The 25,361-nt window shown below is 34.9% G+C and carries 16 protein-coding genes, 2 tRNA genes and 3 rRNA genes; 17 read left to right on the top strand and 4 right to left on the bottom strand.

What is annotated here, in order from left to right; translation table 11 throughout:
* Positions 1-9: 9 nt before the first annotated feature.
* Entirely contained in the window at positions 10-417 is a 408-nt protein-coding gene (locus CDV25_RS10620) for an AsmA-like C-terminal region-containing protein (RefSeq protein ID WP_239056343.1), read from the bottom strand.
* A 5-nt stretch (positions 418-422) separates the two neighbouring features.
* Entirely contained in the window at positions 423-2,528 is a 2,106-nt protein-coding gene (locus tag CDV25_RS07215) for a hypothetical protein (RefSeq protein WP_239056344.1), read from the bottom strand.
* 186 nt (positions 2,529-2,714) lie between these two features.
* Here CDV25_RS07215 and CDV25_RS07220 point away from each other — a divergent pair, with 186 nt between their 5' ends.
* Positions 2,715-2,933 carry a hypothetical protein gene (locus CDV25_RS07220; RefSeq protein ID WP_034555393.1) on the top strand — a complete coding sequence of 73 codons (219 nt, stop codon included), beginning with the start codon at positions 2,715-2,717 and terminating at the stop codon, positions 2,931-2,933.
* Between the two features lie 97 nt (positions 2,934-3,030).
* The gene (gene pseI, locus CDV25_RS07225; protein WP_108911376.1) at positions 3,031-4,047 is read left to right on the top strand and encodes a pseudaminic acid synthase; all 1,017 of its coding nucleotides are present in this window, start codon (positions 3,031-3,033) and stop codon (positions 4,045-4,047) included.
* Here pseI and CDV25_RS07230 read toward each other — a convergent pair.
* Positions 4,037-4,219, bottom strand: coding sequence for a hypothetical protein (locus CDV25_RS07230; protein WP_108911377.1), 183 nt, complete (start codon positions 4,217-4,219; stop codon positions 4,037-4,039). The genes pseI and CDV25_RS07230 overlap by 11 nt on opposite strands.
* Before the next feature lie 2 nt (positions 4,220-4,221).
* Here CDV25_RS07230 and CDV25_RS07235 point away from each other — a divergent pair, with 2 nt between their 5' ends.
* The 12 genes from CDV25_RS07235 (at position 4,222) to rrf (ending at position 16,657) form a co-directional block, all read left to right on the top strand.
* Positions 4,222-4,326, top strand: a complete 105-nt coding sequence (locus CDV25_RS07235) for a sugar transferase (RefSeq protein WP_108911378.1) — start codon at positions 4,222-4,224, stop codon at positions 4,324-4,326.
* A 4-nt stretch (positions 4,327-4,330) separates the two neighbouring features.
* Complete coding sequence (locus tag CDV25_RS07240) at positions 4,331-5,203, top strand: FkbM family methyltransferase (RefSeq protein ID WP_162550474.1); 873 nt, start codon at positions 4,331-4,333, stop codon at positions 5,201-5,203.
* Positions 5,204-5,570: 367 nt separating this feature from the next.
* Positions 5,571-5,846, top strand: coding sequence for a radical SAM family protein (locus CDV25_RS07245; protein ID WP_108911380.1), 276 nt, complete (start codon positions 5,571-5,573; stop codon positions 5,844-5,846).
* A 177-nt stretch (positions 5,847-6,023) separates the two neighbouring features.
* A complete protein-coding gene (locus CDV25_RS07250) occupies positions 6,024-6,386 on the top strand; it encodes a hypothetical protein (RefSeq protein WP_108911381.1) in 363 nt (120 codons plus the stop codon).
* A 26-nt stretch (positions 6,387-6,412) separates the two neighbouring features.
* Positions 6,413-6,550 carry a hypothetical protein gene (locus tag CDV25_RS10240; protein WP_162550476.1) on the top strand — a complete coding sequence of 46 codons (138 nt, stop codon included), beginning with the start codon at positions 6,413-6,415 and terminating at the stop codon, positions 6,548-6,550.
* Positions 6,551-7,615: 1,065 nt separating this feature from the next.
* Positions 7,616-9,112 (top strand): 16S ribosomal RNA (locus CDV25_RS07255).
* A 93-nt stretch (positions 9,113-9,205) separates the two neighbouring features.
* Positions 9,206-9,282: transfer RNA gene (locus CDV25_RS07260), tRNA-Ile, on the top strand.
* A gap of 183 nt (positions 9,283-9,465) precedes the next feature.
* Positions 9,466-9,541: transfer RNA gene (locus tag CDV25_RS07265), tRNA-Ala, on the top strand.
* A gap of 519 nt (positions 9,542-10,060) precedes the next feature.
* Positions 10,061-11,398 carry a glycerol-3-phosphate transporter gene (gene glpT, locus CDV25_RS07270; RefSeq protein WP_108911382.1) on the top strand — a complete coding sequence of 446 codons (1,338 nt, stop codon included), beginning with the start codon at positions 10,061-10,063 and terminating at the stop codon, positions 11,396-11,398.
* 420 nt (positions 11,399-11,818) lie between these two features.
* Positions 11,819-12,454 (top strand): LysE/ArgO family amino acid transporter, encoded by a 636-nt coding sequence (locus tag CDV25_RS07275; RefSeq protein WP_108910959.1) that lies wholly within the window; start codon positions 11,819-11,821, stop codon positions 12,452-12,454.
* A 189-nt stretch (positions 12,455-12,643) separates the two neighbouring features.
* A 23S ribosomal RNA gene (locus CDV25_RS07280) occupies positions 12,644-16,058 on the top strand.
* Between the two features lie 483 nt (positions 16,059-16,541).
* Positions 16,542-16,657 (top strand): 5S ribosomal RNA (gene rrf / locus CDV25_RS07285).
* 1,722 nt (positions 16,658-18,379) lie between these two features.
* Here the strand turns inward: rrf and CDV25_RS07290 are convergent.
* The gene (locus tag CDV25_RS07290; RefSeq protein WP_108911383.1) at positions 18,380-21,808 is read right to left on the bottom strand and encodes a hypothetical protein; all 3,429 of its coding nucleotides are present in this window, start codon (positions 21,806-21,808) and stop codon (positions 18,380-18,382) included.
* Positions 21,809-22,141: 333 nt separating this feature from the next.
* Between CDV25_RS07290 and CDV25_RS07295 the strand changes: the two genes are divergently transcribed.
* From CDV25_RS07295 to CDV25_RS07305, 3 genes are read left to right on the top strand one after another with little or no spacing between them, the layout of a single operon-like run.
* Entirely contained in the window at positions 22,142-23,245 is a 1,104-nt protein-coding gene (locus CDV25_RS07295; protein WP_108911384.1) for an ABC transporter substrate-binding protein, read from the top strand.
* A gap of 12 nt (positions 23,246-23,257) precedes the next feature.
* On the top strand, positions 23,258-24,157 hold the full coding sequence (locus CDV25_RS07300; RefSeq protein ID WP_108911385.1) for a branched-chain amino acid ABC transporter permease: 900 nt from the start codon (positions 23,258-23,260) through the stop codon (positions 24,155-24,157).
* Between the two features lie 6 nt (positions 24,158-24,163).
* Positions 24,164-25,360: a branched-chain amino acid ABC transporter permease gene (locus tag CDV25_RS07305; protein ID WP_108911386.1), complete on the top strand. Its 1,197-nt coding sequence runs from the start codon at positions 24,164-24,166 to the stop codon at positions 25,358-25,360.
* Position 25,361 lies beyond the last annotated feature (1 nt).

Below are 25,361 nucleotides of genomic sequence, written 5' to 3' on the forward strand. Positions count from 1 at the left end.
AGTTTTCCTTTATTTCTTTGGGTGCTTAACTGCTCCATTATAGAAAGGTTTGCAGTTCTCCCCTTGTTTAGTTATGGGTTCAGCAAGAGTTTTTGCTCCCTTAGCTACCCTATCTAAGAGTGAAGTTGCGAGATTAATAGCGGTTTTAACGGCGGTTTGGGTGATTTGAATTTTAGGATTTGTAAGGGAACCTTCAATTTTTTGTGAGTATTTTGCACAATTATTCGCATCAAGTAAGCCAATATAAAAATTATCAAAAGATTGGTTATTGAGGTTGATAGCACCTTTTGCTGCAATTCTTGTTTTAGTTGTAGCAAAGGCTACATCCTTAGCGGTGGCGATACCTTTTTGAAGATCAATATTTGCCTCTAGCTCTTTGATGGCAGTTTTTGTATCAAGAATCGAATTCAATCCCATTTTTCCTAAGTCTCCCCCTTGGTAGCAGCTATTCCAAGAGGACCTGCAAGCACAAAAGCTCCAATATCAAGGAGATTGATTTGATTGGTTTTTTCATAATTATTTGCAAGTGCGTCAATATCAATACTATAAATTTCTATATTCTTTCCTTGAAGTTTTAAGAGACCATTGAGATTTTTTATCATATCTTCAAGCTTTAGGGTTAAATCCGTATTTATATTGAAAATTCCACCTTTGATAAGCTTGCCATTGCCTGTAAAATCTGCAATTTTCTTTGCGGATAAATTATTAGCGTCAATTTTTAAATGTTCATCAGCTAAAGTGAGTTCTAAATCACCAAAATCTTTATTAATTAAATAAAGCATAGGAATATTATCTGCAAACCCTGCATTGCCTTTTAAGGTAAGTTTGCCTTGAAGGGGTAATTTTAGAGGGTTGATATTGGCAATATTTGGGGTATGAAAATTGAAATTTGCACTATAGGCATTGTCTTTTGGGTTGATAAGGGCATTGCTAATTTCGAGTATTATGTCCTTTCCTGTAACATTAAGCTTGGCTTCACCTTTGCCTTGCTTAAAATTACCATCTCCATTAAGTGCAAAAATAATATCATGTTTAAATTCCATACCGCTTAAAGTGTTAAGCGTTTTTTTAGAGAGCGTCAATTCTGGTGCATTAAGGCTAAAATTACCATCAAAACTTGAATCTTTAAAATTTTCAAGGGCTGCTTTGGCATTTAAGAAGCCATAAATATCATAATTAAGGAGTTTAGAGACTTTTTGTAAATTGAGATTCTCTAATTCTAAGATAATATTGTTAGGGGAATATTCTTTCAAAAGTGCATTAGCATAGATTTTAGAATCAAATAAATCACTTTTTGTTTCAATATTCATAGCTTTAGGATTACCGGTTATAGTAGCTTCTAAAGTATTGTTGGATACTAGGTTTAAATCATTAAAGACTAAGGATTGGATAGAGCTAGAGAGGTTGGCTTTAAGGTTATAATTTAGAGGTGTAAGATTAATAGCGTTAATCTCTGCATTAAGGTTGATGTTTCCTTGTGCTTTATAGGGTAGGGCTGTAAAGTCTAAAATTTCTTTTATGCTTAAATCCTTGCCTTCAATAAGGGCATTTGTTGGTTTATAATTAGGGATATTTAGGTGGGCTAAGATAGGGTTGGTGAGTGCATAAAGTGTAAGCGTAGCTTCTTGATTGGTAATATCTTTAGATTTTAGGGCAACATTTGTAGTTACAGGAGTTTTGATTGTGAAATCATTGAAACGAATATGGTTAATAATGGTTTTTAAATTGCCATTTGTAGAATAATCTTTAAGGTTTAAGAGTAAGTCCTTAGAGGTTAGTTGAAAATAGCTTGAATTTGCCAAAATAGTTGTTAAGATGTGATTTGCCTTTGCTTCTCCATTAATAGCAAGTTTAATGGATTCTTTAGGAAGGGTTAAATTGTATTCTTTTTGCAAGAGGGTATTATTAGGAAAAATACCATCAGAGGCAATTTTGAAGCCTCCATTAGGAGAGGCGAGATTGGATATATCTAAATCTGCATTAAGGAGAATCTTCCCACTTGCATAGGAGGGTTGATTAAGAAAAGTGAGTAAGGATTGAAGGTCAATCCCTTCTTTGCTTGTGATGAAGAGTTTTTTAGGATTGTAATTTTCTAATATTGCATCAATATTAATAGTGCTTTTAAAAGCCTTGAAGTCTGCTTTGATGGCAAGATTATTAGATTTTTTTATAATTTCCCCATTAAGACTTGCTCCTCCATTTAATCTTATCCCAATAAGTTGTTCATAAAGGCTTAAATCTTTAATAACTGCACTAATTTGTGCATTTGTATTTAGGGTGAGAAGGGAATAGTCTCCGTTTAAGGCAATTTGTGATTGTTGCTTATCTTTAAGGCTAAAGGCAAAATCTCTAAAACCAAGCTTAAAATGTGTAAATTCTAAACCAATAGGGGCTTTTTCATTAGCGATTTTTGTGATAGTATTTTTTAAAAATTCATTCCCGCTATTTGAAAATAACCAAAAAATCGCAGAAGCAAGGATTATTAAAATCACTGCAAAAGTAATTCCTAAAATCTTTAGAGCCTTCATTAAAACCTCCATAATGCTTTAAGTAGTAATTTTTCGGATTCTATCTAAAATAAGATAAAATGTATGTATGAAACTCTACATTTGAAATTTTATAAAAACCAAAAAGTGCCGATATAGCTTTGTAGCTTCTTTGTCTTATTTGGTTAGATGTTAGGAAGTTACAAGTTTTAAGATAAGGAGTCTAATATGATTTCAGGAATTAATAGCGCATCTGTAGTGGCTAGTGGAAATTTAAGTGCCTTAAAAAAGGCAATTAATACAGAAGAGAATTTGATGGGTTCATTAATTAATAGTATGGAAGAACAATCAAATTTACAAACTCAAGGAAATGACTCTCCTTATCATGTTGTGCCAGCTTCACTTCCGCAAAATAATTCTAATGGGAAGCTTGATATTATGGCTTAATCCAAAACACTTAGTGTTTTGGTGCTTTTAAAGCAGTGTTAAAATGAAAATCATTGTTTAAAGTCGTATAATTTAATTTATCTCTTAAGGATTAGTGTTGCGTAGTAATAAAACCTTTCTTGTCGCAGAATTATCAGCTAATCATAATCAAAGTAAAGAATTGGCATTGAAGACGATAAAGGCGGCTAAAGATTCTGGAGCCGATGCGATAAAGCTGCAAACCTACACTCCAGATTGTATGACTTTAAATTGTGATTTAGAGTCTTTTAGGATTAAGGGAACTTTGTGGAAGGGTAAGAACCTTTATGATCTTTATAAAGAAGCGATGACTCCTTGGGAATGGCATAAAGAGTTGTTTGCCTATGCTAAGGGCTTGGGATTAATATGTTTTTCCAGTCCTTTTAGTAAAGAAGCAGTGGATTTTTTAGAATCTTTAGGAAATCCTATCTATAAAGTCGCCTCTTTTGAAATTACAGATTTGGAGCTTATTGCTTATATAGCAAGTAAGCATAAGCCTATGATATTATCAAAAGGAATCGCTACCAAAGAGGAGATACAAGATGCTATTGATGTTTGTAGGAGCGAGGGTGTAGAAGATATTACTTTATTGCAATGCACAAGCTCTTATCCTGCTCCTTTAAATGAGGCAAACTTAAGTCTTATCCCACAAATGCAAAAAGATTTTGGTGTAAAAGTAGGATTATCTGACCATACTTTAGGTGTGAATGCTGCCATAACCGCTAGGGCTTTGGGTGCTAGTGTGATTGAAAAACATTTTATTTTAAAGAGGAGTTTAGGAGGCGTTGATAGTGCTTTTAGTATGGAAGCACAAGAATTTTTAAGTCTTTCACAAGCCATTCGTGAGGTTGAAGATCTCTTAGGGGATTCTTCTTATGCACTAAGCCCTAAAGCTAAAGAGGGTAGAGCATTTATGCGTTCTTTGTTTGTAGTTGATGAAATCAAAAAGGGAGAGATTATTCAGCCCTCACAGATTCGCTCTATTCGCCCGGGATTTGGTATTGCTCCAAAATATAAGAAAGAAGTAATAGGGAAGGTAGCAGCTAGAGACTTATATGTCGGTAAGCCTCTAGAGTTTGAGGATTTTAAATCATAATTGATTCTTGTTTTTCTTGTATTTTCTTGCTTACTTCTTTGCTTAGAAATAACAAACAATCCTTGTTGCTATCTAATCTCTGTGTTGTTATGCTATTTAAGGATAATATAGCATCTTTGCAATGTTTTATAAAAAAGTTTGGTATCATTACCCCATCAAAATTAAGGAGCATTAATGAACCCAAATAGTGCAGTAGAGCGGGTTAAAAATCATCTTGCTTTTAAAATAGGAGAGGTTATAGAAAGTAATAATAGTCGGGGAGAGGGGCGTTTTATTTAGGTTATTGAAAATCTCATACCACCATAAAACATATCTTAAACATTCTTCCCCCTTAAAATATCCAAAACTAGAAACACTAAGTGATTATAAACAAGCCTTAGCCATTAAAAATGGCTTGACTTATAGATTAGGTGAAGCATTTATTTATTATTATAAATGGTGGTGGTGTGGCGGATTATGGTATTTCTTTCTTAACTTTCCAAACATTAGAGATAATTTTAGGATAGTTGATAGTCTTTCAAGGGTGTCTGAAGCAAGTGTATTATCACAAGACACTCTCCAAAGAATCAAAAAAATTGAAGCCATAGCAGATATTTTTTGGAATTCTAAGTTACAGGGTATCTCTTTTCGTGGTCAGTTGGGTCAAGATGTTATTGCTTATGTTCTAAATTGCCACAAAAAACAAGGATTCTTTGTAGATATTGGGGCACACGATGGAAAGAGTATTTCCAATACCTATCTTTTTGAGCAATTAGGTTGGAGTGGCTTTTGTGTAGAAGCAAATCCTCTTACTTTTAAGAGGCTACAACAAAATCGTAAATGCGATGTTTATAATTTAGCGGTTTATTCTAAAAACATTGGAATTACAAAAATGGCAACCTCAAAAAGTGATGTATTGGATACTCTGGAGGTCAATTTAACACTTTCTCATAAAAAGAGAATAGAAGCCAACGCGAGTATTACTTATATTGAAGTGCCTACGGCAACCTTTGATGAAATTATGGAAAACTATCCTCAAGTCTCTCATATTGATTTTATGTTTTTAGAAGCAGAAGGAGGAGAATTAGAAGTTTTAAAGGGTATTAACTTTTCTAAATACCGCTTTAGTTGCATTGCAATAGAGCATAATTATTTTAAGATGCACAAAGGGAAGTGATAAGTTTATTAAATGCTAAGGGGTATAGAATATTAATGTGGAATGGTTGGGACTATCTCTTTGTCCCCAAAGAAAATATTTATTGGAATCAGTGAGGGCGATTAGAGGGTAAAGTGTTAGAGTATTTGGTGAGAAACTTGAAAATAGAACTAGCTTGCCTCTAAAGGAAAGAAATAAGAGGATTCATCAATAGCTCAAGCTTCTTGCCTGCATTTGCCTACATTCTTGAAAAAATCATTCAAAGGAAACTAGATGAATAGATCATTATCGGGGGGGGGGGCAAAATAGGCTAAAGTTTCCTTTTGTTTTGAAATTAAAGCAAAGATTCCAGAGATTTAGGCGTAAAAATAGGCTAAATTCTAGGTTATTGCACTATGTAGAAAAGCTAACACCACCTGCATACTTAACAAAAATTGATATTCATCTAGCGGATTCTTGTAATCTAAATTGCTTTGGTTGCTCACATTTCTCTCAAATTGCACAATCAAAATTTCCAGATATTCAAGCTTATGAGAGAGATATAAAAGCCTTAAGTGCAGTTACGCAAGGATTTATAGGCAAAATACAGCTAATGGGCGGAGAACAACCGCTAAATCCAAATTGTAAAGATTTTTTTGCCCTCCACACGCAAATATTTTCCTAATGTGCTTATTTGGCTTGTAACCAATGGAATCCTGCTTCCCAAGCAAGATAAAGCATTTTGGCAATCTTGCAGAGAAAATGCCATAGAAATCCACCCTACAAAAAATATTCTATTAAGATAGATTGGGACGAAATACAACGAATCTGCAAGGAGCAAGGGGTTGTGTTTAGGTTTTTTATGGGCTCAGATAAGAAACAAAAGGTGATGACAAAAATGATTTTGAATCCTAAGGGCAATTCTAACCCCTTCCAAAGATTCATTGGTTGCTCACTCAATCAATGTGCACAACTTTATAATGGCAGACTTTACCCCTGCACTTTTACCGCTTACATTGAATATTTTAACAAGCATTTTTCACAAAATTTACAAATCACGCCTTTAGATTTTATAGATATTCACAAACCTAATCTAACTTATCAAGAGATTCTAAGCTTTATGGCAAAGCCTCTGCCTTTTTGTCGTTATTGCGATACGATGAAATGGCAGCATATTGGAGAGCGGAAAACTTCTAAAAAAGATATTTTGGAGTATTTGGAGTAAGAAACCTTGTTTGTGAATGCAAGCAAATGAAGCAATCCATTATGGCACAACAAGGAGTGATTTTAAGGTGTAATCACCAAAGATTATCAAAAGTGAATACCAAATCGCTAAACTTTAAAGACTTTATGGATTATCCCAACACAAGCATTGGGGCTATGATTTAACCTCCCCTTAAGCTTATATCGCTATAATTTCACTTCCTTTTTTGCATTTTAAAAGGGTTCTTTGAAAATTCAGCTTGATTTAGGATATTAATAGAGATAAGTTCCTTAAACTTTTAATGAAGTTAAACTAGAATTAGTAACTTAACTATTTAAAAGGTTGTATTTAAATTAAAGTTAAAGCCTTAAGTTTTTAATATTTATTAAAGGCTTAAAGTTAAACATTTAAGTTTTTAATATTCAATAAAGAAGCTTAAGAAATACAATGAAGCATTCCCTACTTCTATTGATAAAAATAGAAAACTAAAGAGACATTATCCATCTTTTTAATAAGGTAATGCTCTATTATAAAGCTTTAGTATCTCTTTTAAGAATGAAAGCATTCCAAGATTTAGCCTTAAAGAAATTTCAATAACTCAAATAGATGTAAAAATGTTCTTTAATCTTTTAATGTATTACCACATTAAAGTTAAATGATCTTTGACAACTAAGCAGGAAATTCTTAAAGAAAGACATTTCTTATTGAATTTTCTAAAATCATAATAGAGAACTCATTTATTACTTTGGTGTTTTATAAGAGTTAAAGAGATTTAAGTATCTAATTGCAATAGCTATGGTTAGAATCTTATTAGCTAGTAATTACTAGCTATTATATTATTTTAATTTAGAGATAACCAATAAAGATTTCTTAACTTCTAATGCTTGTAAAACAAAAGTTTAAACAGAGATTTTGAGATTTTAGGACAAACTAATCCAAAGCTAAGAATCTACATTAAAGCTTTTAATTAAAGAAATTAATTAGATTCTTATTCTTAATTTTTAAGAAACTTCTTAAGTTAAACTTCAAGACTTCAAGAATACTTAAAAATCCTAAAGAGTTTTTCATTATCATTGATTATCATATCTTTAATCTTTCAATGAATAACACTTTTGTTAGAAGAGTTTATGTTTAATTTATGTTTAGTTTAAACTTTGATAGGGAGAGTGGCTTACTATGTATTTAGTTTGCCATACTCCTTATCCTTAGAAGTTTATATCCCAATTAATTAAAGAGATAAACTTCTAACTTTTTTGGAGAGTTTGATCCTGGCTCAGAGTGAACGCTGGCGGCGTGCCTAATACATGCAAGTCGAACGATGAAGCTTTTAGCTTGCTAGAAGTGGATTAGTGGCGCACGGGTGAGTAATGCATAGGTTATGTGCCTCATAGTCTAGGATAGCCATTGGAAACGATGATTAATACTGGATACTCCCTACGGGGGAAAGTTTTTCGCTATGAGATCAGCCTATGTCCTATCAGCTTGTTGGTGAGGTAATGGCTCACCAAGGCTATGACGGGTATCCGGCCTGAGAGGGTGAACGGACACACTGGAACTGAGACACGGTCCAGACTCCTACGGGAGGCAGCAGTAGGGAATATTGCTCAATGGGGGAAACCCTGAAGCAGCAACGCCGCGTGGAGGATGAAGGTTTTCGGATTGTAAACTCCTTTTGTTAGAGAAGATAATGACGGTATCTAACGAATAAGCACCGGCTAACTCCGTGCCAGCAGCCGCGGTAATACGGAGGGTGCAAGCGTTACTCGGAATCACTGGGCGTAAAGAGCGCGTAGGCGGAATAGCAAGTCAGATGTGAAATCCTATGGCTTAACCATAGAACTGCATTTGAAACTGTTATTCTAGAGTATGGGAGAGGTAGGTGGAATTCTTGGTGTAGGGGTAAAATCCGTAGAGATCAAGAGGAATACTCATTGCGAAGGCGACCTGCTAGAACATAACTGACGCTGATGCGCGAAAGCGTGGGGAGCAAACAGGATTAGATACCCTGGTAGTCCACGCCCTAAACGATGAATGCTAGTTGTTGCGGAGCTTGTCTCTGCAGTAATGCAGCTAACGCATTAAGCATTCCGCCTGGGGAGTACGGTCGCAAGATTAAAACTCAAAGGAATAGACGGGGACCCGCACAAGCGGTGGAGCATGTGGTTTAATTCGAAGATACGCGAAGAACCTTACCTAGGCTTGACATTGATAGAATCCTATAGAGATATGGGAGTGCCCTTTTAGGGAGCTTGAAAACAGGTGCTGCACGGCTGTCGTCAGCTCGTGTCGTGAGATGTTGGGTTAAGTCCCGCAACGAGCGCAACCCTCGTCCTTAGTTGCTAACTATTTGGTAGAGCACTCTAAGGAGACTGCCTCCGTAAGGAGGAGGAAGGTGAGGATGACGTCAAGTCATCATGGCCCTTACGCCTAGGGCTACACACGTGCTACAATGGGAAGTACAAAAAGATGCAATATTGTGAAATGGAGCAAATCTCAAAAACTTCTCTCAGTTCGGATTGTAGTCTGCAACTCGACTACATGAAGCTGGAATCGCTAGTAATCGCAAATCAGCAATGTTGCGGTGAATACGTTCCCGGGTCTTGTACTCACCGCCCGTCACACCATGGGAGTTGTATTCGCCTTAAGTCGGAATGCCAAACTGGCTACCGCCCACGGCGGATGCAGCGACTGGGGTGAAGTCGTAACAAGGTAACCGTAGGTGAACCTGCGGTTGGATCACCTCCTTTCAAGAGAATTAACTAAATATTTGTTTATTTAGTTTATGTTACATCTTTCTTTTTCCTGCTTAGTTGTCAGAGATTGTTTGGCTTTAAAAGTAGGGGCTTATAGCTCAGGTGGTTAGAGCGCACCCCTGATAAGGGTGAGGTCGGAGGTTCAAGTCCTCCTAAGCCCACCAAAAATTGTTCTTTTTGCGATAAAGCACTGATTCTTTATTGTTTTTTTGGTTATTACCTATTTGGTAACTCCTTTCAAAAACAATTCACAATCAGCACTTTCTCATCAAAAATAACCAATTTTAAATTATCAAACTATTAAGAGAAAGAATAGAAAAACTAGATTCTCATTTAATAGTCCTCTTGGGGAATTAGCTCAGCTGGGAGAGCGCCTGCTTTGCACGCAGGAGGTCAGCGGTTCGATCCCGCTATTCTCCACCAAGAAACCTATCAATAAATATATAATCTCTCTACACCTAAGAATCTCTATAATCCAATGTAACTATTAAAAAATAATTACAATAACTATTAATTACAAATATTTCTAGATTGTAAATCGTGTATTGAATCCTTAATAACCTTTTTTAAGTGATAGTTTGTGTATTTTTTTTCTCATTTTTTATCCCTTTGATTTTTAGATAAAACTTTTAAGTTCGTTTTAATTTGTTTAGTTTTTATAATTTTTAGTAATATTATATGGGCAACTATTTCATTTGAGAATCCATTATGAAACTCTAGGGAGATATATAGGCTTGTTTAGGTCTAGTTTTAGATTGCACTATTAGAAATTAATACCTTTATTGAAAGGTATTAATTTTACTAAAACTTTATATTTCTTATTTTTTTCAATAATTGTCTTATATTTTATATTCAGCATTCTTTAAAAGAATAGTTTTTAAGTGCTACTATTTTAGTGAAAATTATGGGATAAATTTAAGAAGTCAATATGAGGAGTAAAAAATGATAGGTATTTTTAAGCCAGCAGCACATATTCCAAGAGTAAGTGAGCAAGAAGTTGATCCTATATATAAACGACTAAGAATTCAAGTTTTTATTGGTATTTTTATTGGATATGCGGCTTATTATTTTGTGCGCAAGAATTTTGGTCTTGGTATTCCTTATTTGATTGAGGAAGGTTACACTAAAGCAGAGCTTGGTTTTGCTCTAAGTGCAGTTTCTATTGCCTATGGGATTTCAAAATTTATTATGGGTTCTTTCTCGGATCGCTCAAATCCTAGAGTGTTTTTATCCACAGGATTATTTTTAGCGGCTTTAATAATGCTTATTTTAGGGATTTTTCCTTGGGCTACTTCTGCTGTTTGGATTATGTTTGTGTTACTTTTCCTATGTGGCTGGTTTCAGGGTATGGGTTGGCCTCCTTGCGGTAGAACTATGGTACATTGGTATTCTCATAAGGAAAGAGGGAGGGTTGTGTCTTTATGGAATATAGCCCACAATGTCGGAGGAGGTTTGCCTGCTCTCTTTTTTTTATGGGGTATGGCGATTTTTAATGAATGGCATGCGGCTTTTTATATGCCTTCTATTGCAGCAATTATCGTAGCTGTGATATGTCTTTTTTTAATGAAAGATACACCACAATCTTGTGGGCTTCCAAGTATAGAAGAGTATAAAAATGACTACCCCAAGGATTATGATGAGCAAAATTCAGAAAAAGAATTGAGTGCTAAAGAAATCTTTATGAAATATGTTTTTTCTAATAAATTGCTTTGGTATATAGCTATCGCTAATGTTTTTGTGTATTTAATCCGCTATGGTATATTAGATTGGTCTCCTACTTACTTAAAGGAAGCTAAGAATTTTGATATAAAGTTTAGCTCTTGGGCATATTTTTTCTATGAATATGCAGGAATTCCTGGCACACTCCTTTGTGGTTATATGAGTGATAAACTTTTTAAAGGTAATCGTTCTCTTACGGGTTTATTTTTTATGGTTTTAACCACAATAGCAGTGATTGTCTTTTGGCTTAATCCTGTTGGAAATCCCAGCATTGATATGACTTGTATGATTATTATTGGTTTTTTAATTTATGGTCCTGTTATGTTAATAGGGCTTCATGCCTTAGAGTTAGCACCTAAAAAGGCAGCTGGCACCGCAGCTGGTTTTACAGGCTTATTTGGATATTTAGGAGGTTCAGTTGCCGCTAGTGTTCTAGTAGGGGTAACTGTAGATTTCTTTGGCTGGGACGGGGGCTTTTTTATTATGGTTGGTGGTTGCTTTTTGGCTATGTTTTTTCTTTTAATAACTTGGATTAGTGAGAGAAAAAATAAAAAAGCATAAGGCTAAATTGTAAAATATAAAGTTTAAGTATTTTTAATTCTTAAAATGAGTAAAGTTTTAGCTTTTTTAGATGAAAGTTAGCGGGTTGGGTATAGATTAAAAAGTCTTGTTTTATTATCTAGATGTAAATGAAAATTTTTCATCAATAAAACAAGAAAATCTCTAGCAATAGATAAAAATATTTTTTATCTTATTTAAGAGATAGATGGCTTTATTTATTGCCCTTATCCATAAAGAAAAGCATTTTATTTAGATGAATTAAATGATTTAAATGAAAGTGGAATTCTTTATAAAGTTTTAAAACTTTATAAAGAAAATAATATTAGTATATTTAGTGGTATCAGCTTTCAATAGAGATTATATTTTTGTGGATAAGAAATATTTTAATCAAGTATTAAGTTTAATTAAAGGATTGGAAAATTGATATTGCTTTTCTTTAAAGGTTTCTTGCTCTCCTTCTCTTTAATCGCTGCTATTGGTGCACAGAATGCTTTTATTATTAAACAGGGTATAAGTCAAAATCATATTTTTATAGTTAGTGGAATTTGCTTTTTGTGTGATGTTGTTTTAATGGGATTTGGAGTATTTGGAATAGGGGAATTTTTCGCAAAGAATCCTGTTATTAATCTAACTATCGCCATACTTGGGATTTTATTTATTCTTTATTATGGGTTTCTTTCTTTAAAATCTGCCTTTTTATCTCAATCAAGCTTTGAAATTTCTCAAGGAAATAAATTATCCCTTAAAAAAACAATTTTATTGACTTTAGCCGTTACACTTTTAAATCCCCATGTATATCTGGACACCGTTTTTGTAATAGGTGCTGCTGTATTAATGTTTAGCTTTGATGAAAAAATTATTTTTGCCTCTGGAGCATTAGTTGCATCTTTCTTATGGTTTTTTGGTTTGGGGTATGGTGCTTTGAAGTTAAGTCAGATTCTTATTAAAATGACTAAAACAATAGATATTCTTATAGCAATTATAATGTTTTTTATAGCTTTCTCACTTATCCGCTATGTTTCCCTTTCATCTTCTATTAAGCTTCCTATTGTATAATTTCACTTCCATTTTTTAAAACACCATCTTTGTATTTTCAAACTTTGTCTTTAAAAAATGATGTTCTTTGACAACTTATTGTTAAAGCCTATATTAAGTAATAACTACAATCACGCATAAAACTAAAGATTGTCTTAATGGATTTACATTCATTAAGGCAGTGGCGTTAAGAATAATCATTAAAAACTCAGTTAAGCTTATAAAGGGCAGATGGTGGATGCCTTGGGTAGTAGAGGCGATGAAGGACGTACTAGACTGCGATAAGCTATGGGGAGCTGTCAAGAAGCTTTGATCCATAGATTTCCCAATGGGGCAACCCAGCTAGTAGCAATACTAGCTATGTGAGTAACAAAGAGTAGAAAGAAAGTATAAGAAATCTTTCTAATTTTTAAAACTTTGTTAAGAGACTTTAATCTTTATAGTCAGTCTTTAAAGATTATAAATACTTTTATACAATATCTTAATCTTAGTAATTTTCTAGATTAAGAATAATAAAATCTTTTCTATTCTTTGTTGCTCACAGGCGAACCTAGTGAAGTGAAACATCTCAGTAACTAGAGGAAAAGAAATCAAACGAGATTCTCTTAGTAGCGGCGAGCGAAAGGGGAAAAGGGCAAACCCAATGCTTGCATTGGGGGTTGAGGACTGCAATATCCACTAAAATACATTAATAGAACATTCTGGAAAGGATAGCCATAGAGGGTGATAGTCCCGTATATGAAAATGTATTTTTAGGTAGCAGTATCCAGAGTAGGTCAGGACACGTGAAATCCGGGCTGAAGCAGGGGAGACCACTCTCCAACCCTAAATACTACTACTACACCGATAGCGAACCAGTACCGTGAGGGAAAGGTGAAAAGAACCGCAGTGAGCGGAGTGAAATAGAACCTGAAACCATTTGCCTACAATCATTCAGAGCCCTATTGTGGGTCTCATTAAGAAATTAGAGAGGCTTGTCTTTTGAGCTAAAGATGTGTGAGTTCGCTTTTTGCTTGTGCGATAGCCCTAAGGCTAGTCTCCGTGCAAAAAACTTCACAACGCACATTTCTTATCTAAAATACTGCACTATAGGGTGTTTCTTATTTGCGAAACAACAATAGAGAGAATCTTAATCTTTAAGATTCCATTAGAGTTGAATCTTTTAATAAGAACAGCTAGAAATTCTAGCATTGTGGATAAGATGTGGGTTATCAAGAAAAAGTCGCAAGGAGTTACGTAGCGGTAATGACTAAGACTTTTTCGTAGATTCCCACAAGCCGAATTTAGCTTAATTTTTTAGTGAGACTCACAAGGGTGATGGACTGCCTTTTGCATAATGATCCTGCGAGTTGTGGTATCTGGCAAGGTTAAACCAATGTGAAGCCATAGCGAAAGCGAGTCTGAATAGGGCGTTTAGTCAGATGCTGCAGACCCGAAGCTGAGTGATCTATCCATGGCCAAGTTGAAAGTGGGGTAACACCCACCGGAGGACTGAACTCGTACCCATTGAAACGGGTTGGGATGAGCTGTGGATAGGGGTGAAAGGCCAATCAAACTCAGTGATAGCTGGTTCTCTTCGAAATATATTTAGGTATAGCCTCAAGTGATAGTAATAGGGGGTAGAGCTCTGATTGGGCTAGGGCTGCTCACCGCGGTACCAACCCCTGTCAAACTACGAATACCTATTACCGTATCTTGGGAGTCAGGCGGTGGGTGATAAAATCAATCGTCAAAAGGGGAACAACCCAGACTACCAACTAAGGTCCCCAAGTTCTATTCTAAGTGGAAAATGATGTGAAGTTACTCAGACAACCAGGAGGTTGGCTTAGAAGCAGCCATCCTTTAAAGATAGCGTAACAGCTCACTGGTCTAGTGATTTTGCGCAGAAAATATAACGGGGCTAAGATAGACACCGAAGTTGTAGATTGTGCTGATGCACAGTGGTAGAAGAGCGTTGCATACAGCGTCGAAGCCATACCGGTAAGGAGTGGTGGAGCGTATGCAAGTGAGTATGCAGGAATGAGTAGCGATAAAAGTGGTGAGAATCCACTTCGCCGAAAATCTAAGGTTTCCTACGCTATGCTCGTCATCGTAGGGTTAGTCGGGTCCTAAGACAAGTCCGAAAGGGGTAGTCGATGGAAAATTGGTTAATATTCCAATACCAATATTAGTGTGCGATGGGGGGACGCATAGGGTCAAGATGAGCCAAGTGATAGAAGTCTTGGTCGAAGGGTGCAAGTAAGAAGATTGGCAAATCCGCTTCCTTTTCCCAAACCCAACAGGCTCTTTGAAGTCTTCGGATGGATAGGAGAATCATTAAGATCGTCGTGCCAAGAAAAGCCTCTAAGTTTAGCTAATATTGCCCGTACCGTAAACCGACACAGGTAGATGAGATGAGTATTCTAAGGCGCGTGAAAGAACTCTCTTTAAGGAACTCTGCAAACTAGCACCGTAAGTTCGCGATAAGGTGTGCCACAGCAATGTGGTCTCAGCAAAGAGTCCCTCCCGACTGTTTACCAAAAACACAGCACTTTGCAAACTCGTAAGAGGAAGTATAAGGTGTGACGCCTGCCCGGTGTTCGAAGGTTAAGAGGATTAGTTAGCAGCAATGCAAAGCTTTGAATTGAAGCCCGAATAAACGGCGGCCGTAACTATAACGGTCCTAAGGTAGCGAAATTCCTTGTCGGTTAAATACCGACCTGCATGAATGGCGTAACGAGATGGGAGCTGTCTCAAAGAGTGATTCAGTGAAATTGTAGTGGAGGTGAAAATTCCTCCTACCCGCGGCAAGACGGAAAGACCCCGTGGACCTTTACTACAGCTTGGCACTGCCGATGGGAGCATTATGCGCAGCATAGGTGGGAGGCTATGAAATCTTTACTCTGGTAGAGATGGAGCCATCGTTGAGATACCACCCTTAATGTTTCTGTCTGCTAACTAGCTAGAGTTATCCTCTAGTAGGACAATGCCTGGTGGGTAGTTTGACTGGGGCGGTCGCCTCCTAAAAAGTAACGGAGGCTTGCAAAGGTTGGCTCATTGCGGTTGGAAATCGCAAGAAGAGTGTAATGGCATAAGCCAGCCTGACTGTAAGACAAACAAGTCAAGCAGAGACGAAAGTCGGTCATAGTGATCCGGTGATTCTGTGTGGAAGGGTCATCGCTCAAAGGATAAAAGGTACCCCGGGGATAACAGGCTGATCTCCCCCAAGAGCTCACATCGACGGGGAGGTTTGGCACCTCGATGTCGGCTCATCGCATCCTGGGGCTGGAGCAGGTCCCAAGGGTATGGCTGTTCGCCATTTAAAGCGGTACGCGAGCTGGGTTCAGAACGTCGTGAGACAGTTCGGTCCCTATCTGCCGTGGGCGTAGGAGAGTTGAGGAGATCTGTCCCTAGTACGAGAGGACCGGGATGGACATACCACTGGTGTAGCTGTTGTCCTGCTATGGGCATCGCAGCGTAGCTACGTATGGATGTGATAAACGCTGAAAGCATCTAAGCGTGAAGCCAACTCCAAGATGAACTCTCCCTGAAGGTCGCAAGAAGACTACTTGCTTGATAGGGTAGAGGTGTAAGCATAGTAATATGTTTAGCTGACTACTACTAATAGACCGTTTGGCTTAATTGATAAAAGCCACTGCCTTAATGAGTGTAAATACACTCCAATCTTTTTAAAGTTAGATTGATTATTACTTAAATTCTAAATATATTTTTAATAACAAATAGAAGCTTTTAAGAAAAAAGAAGTATAAAACCTTTATTGTGCTTGATAAATTATTATTTATAGAATAAAAGTAAGCCTACAAGTATTGATAATACAAATATAATTATTACTTAAAACTATAAAACTTAAGAATAAAAGAGAGATATTGTATTAAAGAAAAAAGTATTTTATTAATAGGTTTATAATGACTCTATAGAGAATAAAAATTTTTAATAAAATTTAATAAATAATTGATAGCTTAGTATAAATAAAAATTTGATATTTCAATGAAACAAACTTTCATCTATGTAGAGATTACATAGATGAATTAATACTTTCTTTAAGGGTTTAATATATTGGAGGTAAATTGAGTCTTTAACAAAATATAAAATCCCCTTATATTGTCATCTTCGTGCTAATAGAGAAGAGGTTCCACCTAGCTCCATTCCGAACCTAGAAGTTAAGCTCTTCTTCGCTGATGATACTGCAACTTTCAGATGTGGTAAAGTAGGACGGTGCGGAGATGAGAGTATAAGGATATTTTATCCCCCTTACTTTATGATTATTTCTTTATGCTTGTATCGGTTATATTGTTGTCTGTATTTGAAAAGAGTTTATTTAGACTTTATCTTATGTAGTATATCTTTGAAGTTAAACCTTTTATATAAGTCTCTATGTTTTTTAAGCTTTCTTTTTATCAATAGCTCTTAGATTTATTAATGATTAATCTTTTTAGAATTTAGAGTAAAGTTTTATCCTCTAGATTAATAGCGTTGTATTATTATCTTAATATGTTAAGCCTTCCTATCTCTTTAGTAGTTACCCTATTGTATAGGGAGTAAGTAAAAGAAATATAAGGGATAAAAGTTAAGTTTTATTAGTAGAGATAAAGTTCAAGATTTTTGTTTAATAAATAAACCTTAGAGTATTTTAAAAGAAATCTACAAATGATATAAATAAGAATAGAATTAGATAATCCTCTAATTTAACCCTTAAGATAAAAACCGAGAATCTAATATTGATAATTGACCTAAAAACAAACCCTTAGGGGATAAAGTAAGTAATACTTTATAAAGGAGTGAATCTTCTAACAAACCAATCCTAAATAAGAATAATCAAACAATACTCAAAGGCATTAAGTAAATTAAGAATAATACTTAAACCAACCCCCCCTCTTTATACTTTAAACTTAACTACTCTCTATAATCATTCTTACTCTTTATCATTAATCCTATTTAACCTTATTAAAATCCCCTCTTTATACTTTAAACTTAACTAAACTTACTCTCTATACTAAATCTTAAAGAGGATATTAAGGCTAATCAATACCAAACAATCCTTAAGCGATAAAGTAAGTAATACTAAACTATTAAATTAAAACAACCTAACCCTAACCAATACTATAAGGGTAAGTGAGCATAAGTGGTAGTGTGTGGTGAGTAATCGTTATTTTTTTTGGGGGGGTGTGAGAGTAACCAAACCCAACTAAATAACCAAACAAACTAAACCTAACAATCCTAACCAAAACTCATTAACCCCTTAAAGATAAAAGAATTTTATAAAACCTACCTAAACATTACTACCTAAAAGAGCTAACCAATACCAAACAACCCTAACCAACCAAAGAATAACCAAAACTAAATAAAACCCTTAAAGGATAAAGTAAGTAATACTAACTAAGAGTAAGTAAAATAAACTAACCTAACAAACTAAACCAACCAACTCTTAAGGAATAGAGTAAGTAGGGGTAGCGTATGGGATTGTTTTAGTTATTGTCTTTAGTGTGTTGTAGTAGCTAGGTTTTTACTTTATTTTTAGTGTGCTGTGTATTAGCTCTAATGGATAGGGGTTTTAGTTATTTAGTGGGGTGTAGTGTTGGCTGTTCTTTTTAGGCATTTTTATTTAGTGTAGTAGCTGGGTTTTTACTTTATTTTTATTGTGTGCTGTATGTTGGGGAGGAGGAGGGATAAGTATTATCTTTGGTGGGGGGTATGAGAGCAACTAAAGAGTCAATAAAGCTTAGTGCTTTTATTGTCTCTTAATCTTTGTCTCTTTTTGATTATTCTAAATGTTATTAACGCAAATTGTTTTCTCTTTAATATTCTCTTTAATATTTAATAGAGAGAGTATGGCTACCTTTCCCCTACCACATATAATTAAACTTCCCATACCCTGTATGCATAGTGGTATTCTTAGTCCCATTCATTCCATAGTTAGAATTCTTAAGTAGGGATAAGGATTAAACCCTACCACATATAATTAAACTTCCCATACCCTGTATGCATAGTGGTATTCTTAGTCCCATTCATTCCATAATTTAAAGAGAAATAAAAAGCATCATTTAAAGGAATAACTAAAGTAGTCCCTAAAGCATATTCTAAATTATCTAATTTACTCTCTCCTCCTCCATAATACCCTATATTAGAATATCTCCCTTTAGGATTATCTACATTAGGATTCATAGTCCAATCTACTCCTGCATACACTAAAGTCTTAAAATGTTTATGCCAATCACTATAAAAAGAAAGAGAGGTTTTAGTTTTAAATAAATTCATCTTATGGGTATAATTGCGTCTTGTAATAGTATTGATGGCATTACTCATCGTATAAGCTTTAGAATATCCTCCATTATAACCTAAACCTATCTCTGGAGTTAAAGTATGCTTAGTATTAAGCTTAATATTTATCCCCATATTAACATTAGCATCATAAGCATAAGATTTAGGTTCTCCTTTAAATTCTGTTTGTCCTACCCTTTCAGAAATATCATTTTGTATTAAACCAAATTGTGAAGAGAATTTAGAAAAGAGTTCATAATCTTTATAATTAAAAGGATGATAATACCTAACTCCTGCATAATAGGTTCTATTATTTAAAGCTAGAATATCTGAAGGATAAGTTTTAGAACTAAAATCATCATATCCTCCATAAATCCCATAAATATCTTTATTGTTAGGATTTAAATAACTATAACCAAAGATTACTCCTTTAGTATGTCCTTTAGAAGTTAATCCTCCATTTAAAGAAGTATTACTCTTAGAGATATAAGGAAGCATAAAGGCTAAATGATTCTTATCTTTAGTTTCACTAGATCTAAGTAAAGCATCACTCCCTAAATTATCAAAGTTTGCATAAATAGCTCCTTCCTCATAAGCCTTATTAAAGTTAGAATACACATTAGCACTTCCTTGATTATGGATTAAATTCACCGCATTCATAGCATTACCCATTACAGCATTTACAAAGTTTGCTCTAGCTTGGGTATTACTAATGAGTGTTTTTCCTAATGCTGCTGCTGAAGTCTTAGCAGCATCAACAGAAAAGCTTAGAGTTTTACTTAAAGCATCAACATTAACATTAACACTAGGATCATTGGTTTTAAATTCTGCTTTAGCAAAGACTTTAGAATTAATCTCTGCAGGATTGCTTATAGTAGTATCTTGAGAAGTATCAATATTAATAACATTTTTAGGATCTTGAACTAAAGAAGAGAGATTAGTAATATTTCCTGCATCAAAGGTAACATTAGAAACACTTACAACACTTAAATTAGTTCCTGTTATTTCTAAAGGTTTAACCTCTCCTTGAGAATTTGTAGAGACTAACCATTCTTCAACTTCTACTTTACCACTTCCATTGCTTTCTATTTTCGTAGTATCACTAACTTTACCTGTATTACTAATACTTAAACTACCACTTCCATTATTTTTAATATTAGCCCCTATACTAGCATTCCCTGTATTACTAAGGGAGAGATTTCCAGAACCAGAGTTAATAATATCTGATTGTAAGGTAGCATTCCCTTCGTTTTTAATAACGATAGGAGCATCTCCACTTACTTCAATATTTCCTGCGACCTTTGCATTATCAGAATTAGTAATACTAATAGGAGCATTACCACTAGCAGTGATAGAGCCTCCTATGCTACCACTTCCTGTGTTAGTAATGCTTAAAGGAGCATTAGAGGAAGAAGTGATAGAGCCTCCTATGCTACTATTGCCAGAGTTAGTAAGGCTTAGGGCTACATTATCTTTAGCTTCAATACTTCCTGTAATATTACCATTACCAGTATTTTCTACACTAAAGTCTTTAACTTCATCAGAGAGTGTAATACTTGCTTGAATCTCTCCTGCATTAGAAATACCTGTTTTAGCTTCTATCTTTCCTGCTATTTCAATATTACCTGTAATTTGATTATTAGGAGCTACTGCAATAGCTGATCCATTCTCACTTTTTAGTGTTGCTCCTTTTTTAACTTCTATGCCTCCAAGTTCAAGTTTTTTATTGTACTTAGGGTCTTGAATATCAATGCTAATAGCACTTTTTTGAGATTCTAAGGAGCTACCTTCCTCTAAGATGATTTTGCCTATTTTTTGGTTATCTTTACCTGCATCCACATTAGAAACAAAAAGTCTAGTAACACTAATTGCATTATCTTTTGCTTTTATAGTTCCTTTATTGATAATCGTCTCTATACTATTCCCCACCGTATAGACAATACCACTGCTATTAGCAGAACTAAGAACACCCTCATTAATGAAAGTTTTTATATTGGTAAGTTTATTACTTGGTTCTCCAAATACCACCAATGCACCCGATTGAGAGTGTGCTCCTGTTGCTTCTATCGTTCCTTTGTTGATGATGGTTTCAATTGTGCTAGCTCGCACATTAACACCTCTTCCACCTTTAATAATACCTTCATTAGTCAAGTTTTGTATGGTAGCTAGTCCTATATCTATAGCTGTGTTAGTAGGGGCATTTGTGTTTGATGCTGTGCCGGTATTTTCTATCGTTCCTTTGTTGGTGAAGTTAGTAATAGTTGTATGACTGCCAAAACTTTGTATCCGCAGATTTATATGTCCTGTACCTTTTATAGTCCCTGTATTTGTAAAATTCTCTATGGTAGTGCCATAAAGTGCAACATTTTCGGTAGTGCCACTTTGCATCAACCCACTATTGTTAAAGGTTTTAATAGTGGCCTGACTAACATTGAAACTCCTTTGTTGAGTATTTGTTATACTCCCACTATTACTAAAAGATTCAATGGTTGGTTTATTGGTAATATTAATATTATGACTCTTACTCCCACTAATTAATCCTTTATTGGTAATACTTCCTATCGTAGCATTATTTTGTATTTGGATTGCAAAGTTATTATCGGTATTAATAATACTTCCATTACTTTCAATCTCTAAGTCTTTATATTCTTTATTTTGTGTAGCAGAGACTTTGGTATTAGTAATACTTGATTGAAGGGTATTCTTATTAGAATCATTTGTTGTTAAAGGAGTACTACTATTAACTGCTGTTATCCAATTATCTTTTGCTACTAATGTATGGGGCAGAGTTAATAAAATACTTGCACAAACTAAGGAGAGGAATTTAGGGGTTTTGAAGTTGGGGTTAGAATCTAAAGAAACTTTTTTTAGGGATTTTAAAGGGTTAAAGTTAGGATTAGATTCTAAAGAATTAAACTTTAAAGATTTAAAACTTTTAGAATCTAATTGGGTAAGATTGAATTTAGAATGTGTTTTAACATTACTCTTAAAATCTAAGTTTAAAACATAATCTTTAACATTAACCTTGATAATCTTTATAGGAGTAGAATGAGGCATTATTTTGCCCCCCCCCCCAGAATTTATAATAGGGCTTACATAAAAAGATTTATTACTCATAATTTCTCCTTTTTTGCCCCCCCCCCCCTAATATATATTATATTAGGAGATTTAGGCATTTTTACTATGTATTTGTCATAAGTTATTTTTAACATTTCTAGTATAGCATAAAATTTAAATTTTTATTAAGCAAAGAGGATTATTTTTTTAATTAACTTTTAATTTTTGGTTTTTAAAAAAGGGGGGTGGGGTAGTTTAAGGTGGAATGAAATGGGCAATTAAAGTTTATAAAAGTTGTTTTGAGCAGGACCGGCATTGATTTAGAAAGTGGATTAATTAGGATTAAAGATAAGTTTGATTAGAGTTTTAGTAAATTTTTATAAAGGTTTGCGGATGAAGAAGTTGTTTTTCTTGTTTGTGGCTATTTGTGGAATGTTAGCTAATGCTGAAACTATTAAGATTGGTGTTGTATTGCCTATTAGTGGGGCTGTTGGTGGGTTTGGTGAGCTTGGTAAAAGAGGGATTGATTTAGCCTATGCTACACAAAACAAAACAAAAAATGGTGATAGTATTGAGCTTATCTTTGTTGATAATAAAAGTGATAAGATTGAATCGGCTAATGCGATGCAAAAACTTGTCTCTAGTGATGTTAGCGTAGTTATTGGTCCTATGATTTCAACTAATGCTTTAGCGATGGTAAAAATTGCGGATGATAATAGGCTCCCTCTTATCGCACCTGTGGCTACTAATGATAGGGTAACACAAGGGAAAAAGTTTGTTTCACGAATCTCTTTTGCGGATAGTTTTCAAGGGGTTATTGCTGCAAATCTAGCTTTTAGGGAATTAGGGGCTAAAAAAGCGGCTATTTTACTTGATAATAGCAGTGATTATTCTATTGGTTTGGCAAAATCTTTTAAGAGTCAATTTAAGAAGCTAGGTGGAGAGATTGTGATTGAAACTAACGCACAAGCTGGGACAAAAGACTTTAAGGCACAAATTTCTAATATCAAAGCAAAGAATCCTGATGTTTTATACTTGCCTATTTATTATAATGAGGGAGCATTAATCGCTCTTCAAGCTAAACAACTCGGGCTAAAAGTCCCAACTATTGGTGGGGATGGATTAGCCTCTAATAAGATATTCTTTGAAGTGGCTAAAGAGGCCGGAGAGGGCTATATGGTAACGGATTATTATTCTACAAGTTCTGTGCAAACACCTAAGGGGACTTCTTTTATTAAAGCGTATGAAGAGCGGTATAATGAGCCTGTAAGTAGCTTCGCTGTTATGTTTGCTGATGCCTATGGTATAGTTTTAGAAGCGATTGAAAAATGTGGAGGGAAAGATAGAATCTGTATTAATAATGCGATTCAATTTATGACTGATTATGAGGGTGTTAGTGGTAAATTTTCTTTGCAAAATGGAGAGGCTATAAGGAGTGCGGTTATTAATGAGATAAAAGATGGTCAATTAGTTTATAAGACAACTATTGAGCCATAGTTAAGGCAGTTTTTGGATATTACAACCTTTTTTCAACAATGTATTAATGGGCTAAGTTTAGGTAGTATGTATGCGTTAATTGCCATAGGTTATACTATGGTTTATGGCTGTTTGCGTCTTATTAATTTCGCTCACGCTGATATTATGATGGTGGGGACGTTTTTAAGCTTTTTTGGTATGCATAGCTTTGGATTGCCCTTTTTTGTTTCTGCTATTTTTGCTATTTTGTTGTGCGGAGTTTTGGGTGTTTTGGTTGATAAAATCGCTTATGTGCCTTTGCGGAATGCCCCTAGAATCTCTATGTTGATTACTGCTATTGGCGTTAGCTTTTTCTTGGAAAATCTTTTTAATATCCTCTTTGGTTCTACTCCTAGATTTTTTGACGCACCGCAATTTTTTTCTCAAAGTATAGATTTTTTTGGGCTTAATTTGACAATTATTACTTTGGTTGTCCCTATTGTGGCTTTGATTTTGCTTGTTATTTTGCTTGGTATTCTTTATCGCACTAAGCAGGGTATGGCTATTCGTGCTAGTGCTTTTGATATTAGTGCTATTGCATTAATGGGCATTAATGCTAATAGTATTATTGCTCTAGTCTTTGCCATTGGTAGCACTTTAGCGGGGATTGGGGGAATCTTCTATGCTATTTCTTATCCTACCATTGATCCTCTTATGGGGGTTTTAATCGGTCTTAAGGCATTTGCTGCTGCGGTATTAGGAGGGATTGGAAGTGTTGGTGGTGCGATGATTGGAGGATTTATTTTAGGTTTTAGTGAAGTTATGGCGGTTGCTCTTTTTCCAGAGTTAGGCGGGTATAAAGATGCTTTTGCTTTTTTGTTTTTGATTTTGGTTTTACTTTTTCGCCCTATTGGTATTATGGGTGATTGGAGATTAGAAAAGAGTAGGTTTTAAGGGATAATGTATAAAGTGCAAAATTTTTATAATAATTCTTTTGCTACATTAGGCATACATTTGTTGTTTTATAGTGGTGCTATTGTGGTTTTATTTGCTTTGCAAGTATTATTTAATGATTATGCTTTAAGGGTTGTCAATAATATTTTGATTTTTGTTATTTTGGCGATTAGTTATAATCTTATTAATGGTGTAACCGGGCAACTCTCTTTAGAGCCTAATGGGTTTGTCGCTATTGGTGCTTATATTACTGCCTTAATGCTTTTAGATAAGGATTTGAAATTATCAATGTTTCAGCTTGAAGATCCTCATCCTTTTATCTTGGGCTTATATACAGAATTGCTTCCTGCACTTTTTGTTAGTGGGGTGGTGGCTGCTATTATCGCTATTTTATTGTCTTTTCCTGTTTTTCGCGTGAGGGGGGATTATTTAGCTATTGTAACTTTGGGATTTGGCTTTATCATCAAGATTTTAGCGATTAATAACCCGCAATGGACTAATGGTGCTATTGGATTAAATGAGATTCCTAATGATGCGGATTCTGTGGTTGCGGGTATTGGAGGGATTTTAAAATCTCTAGCTTTTTCTTCAGATATTCCGCCATTTTTGCAAGGTTTTTTTGGAATGATTTATAGGCATTCTTTCGAGGGTGCTAATATTACCATCTTTTTTTGGAGTGGAATTATTGCTGTGGCTTCTGTTATCCTAGTTTTGCAGATTGTGTATTCTAAGTTTGGGAGGGCTATGAAAGCTGTTAGGGATGATGAGGATGTAGCCATTGCTATGGGGATTAACACTTTTAAAATCAAAACTTTTGCCTTTAGCACGAGTGCGTTTTTAGAGGGAGTGGGTGGCGGACTTCTAGCGGCTTGGCTTACCACTATTGATCCTAAAATATTTGGCTTTGAATTAACCTTTCAACTTTTAATTATTATCGTCTTAGGTGGGCTTGGAAGCACAACGGGTGCGATTTTGGGTGCGATTTTGGTTGTAGGTGGGGGTGAGTGGCTTAGGGTTTTGGATGAACCTTTAGTGTTTGGAGGGTTAGACTTGGGTGCTTATCCGGGGTTGCGGATGGTTTTTTTCTCACTTATTTTGCTTTGTATTATGCTTTTTGCTAGAGAGGGGATTATGGGTAAAAAAGAGCTATGGGATTTAAACCCTAAAAATAAATTTAAATTCTTTGTAAAGGCTCGTATTTAGA

The organism is Helicobacter apodemus, assembly GCF_003097575.1.
Taxonomy (GTDB): domain Bacteria; phylum Campylobacterota; class Campylobacteria; order Campylobacterales; family Helicobacteraceae; genus Helicobacter_D; species Helicobacter_D apodemus.

Excerpts from the sequence above, each read along its gene's own strand:
- glpT (WP_108911382.1), top strand. The coding sequence starts at position 10,061 with ATGATAGGTATTTTTAAGCCAGCAGCACATATTCCAAGAGTAAGTGAG.
- CDV25_RS07305 (WP_108911386.1), top strand. The coding sequence starts at position 24,164 with ATGTATAAAGTGCAAAATTTTTATAATAATTCTTTTGCTACATTAGGC.
- CDV25_RS07215 (WP_239056344.1), bottom strand. The coding sequence starts at position 2,528 with ATGAAGGCTCTAAAGATTTTAGGAATTACTTTTGCAGTGATTTTAATA.
- CDV25_RS07250 (WP_108911381.1), top strand. The coding sequence starts at position 6,024 with ATGGGCTCAGATAAGAAACAAAAGGTGATGACAAAAATGATTTTGAAT.
- CDV25_RS07290 (WP_108911383.1), bottom strand. The coding sequence starts at position 21,808 with ATGAGTAATAAATCTTTTTATGTAAGCCCTATTATAAATTCTGGGGGG.
- CDV25_RS07220 (WP_034555393.1), top strand. The coding sequence starts at position 2,715 with ATGATTTCAGGAATTAATAGCGCATCTGTAGTGGCTAGTGGAAATTTA.
- CDV25_RS07230 (WP_108911377.1), bottom strand. The coding sequence starts at position 4,219 with ATGCTCCTTAATTTTGATGGGGTAATGATACCAAACTTTTTTATAAAA.
- CDV25_RS10240 (WP_162550476.1), top strand. The coding sequence starts at position 6,413 with ATGAAGCAATCCATTATGGCACAACAAGGAGTGATTTTAAGGTGTAAT.
- CDV25_RS10620 (WP_239056343.1), bottom strand. The coding sequence starts at position 417 with ATGGGATTGAATTCGATTCTTGATACAAAAACTGCCATCAAAGAGCTA.
- CDV25_RS07295 (WP_108911384.1), top strand. The coding sequence starts at position 22,142 with ATGAAGAAGTTGTTTTTCTTGTTTGTGGCTATTTGTGGAATGTTAGCT.
- CDV25_RS07235 (WP_108911378.1), top strand. The coding sequence starts at position 4,222 with ATGAACCCAAATAGTGCAGTAGAGCGGGTTAAAAATCATCTTGCTTTT.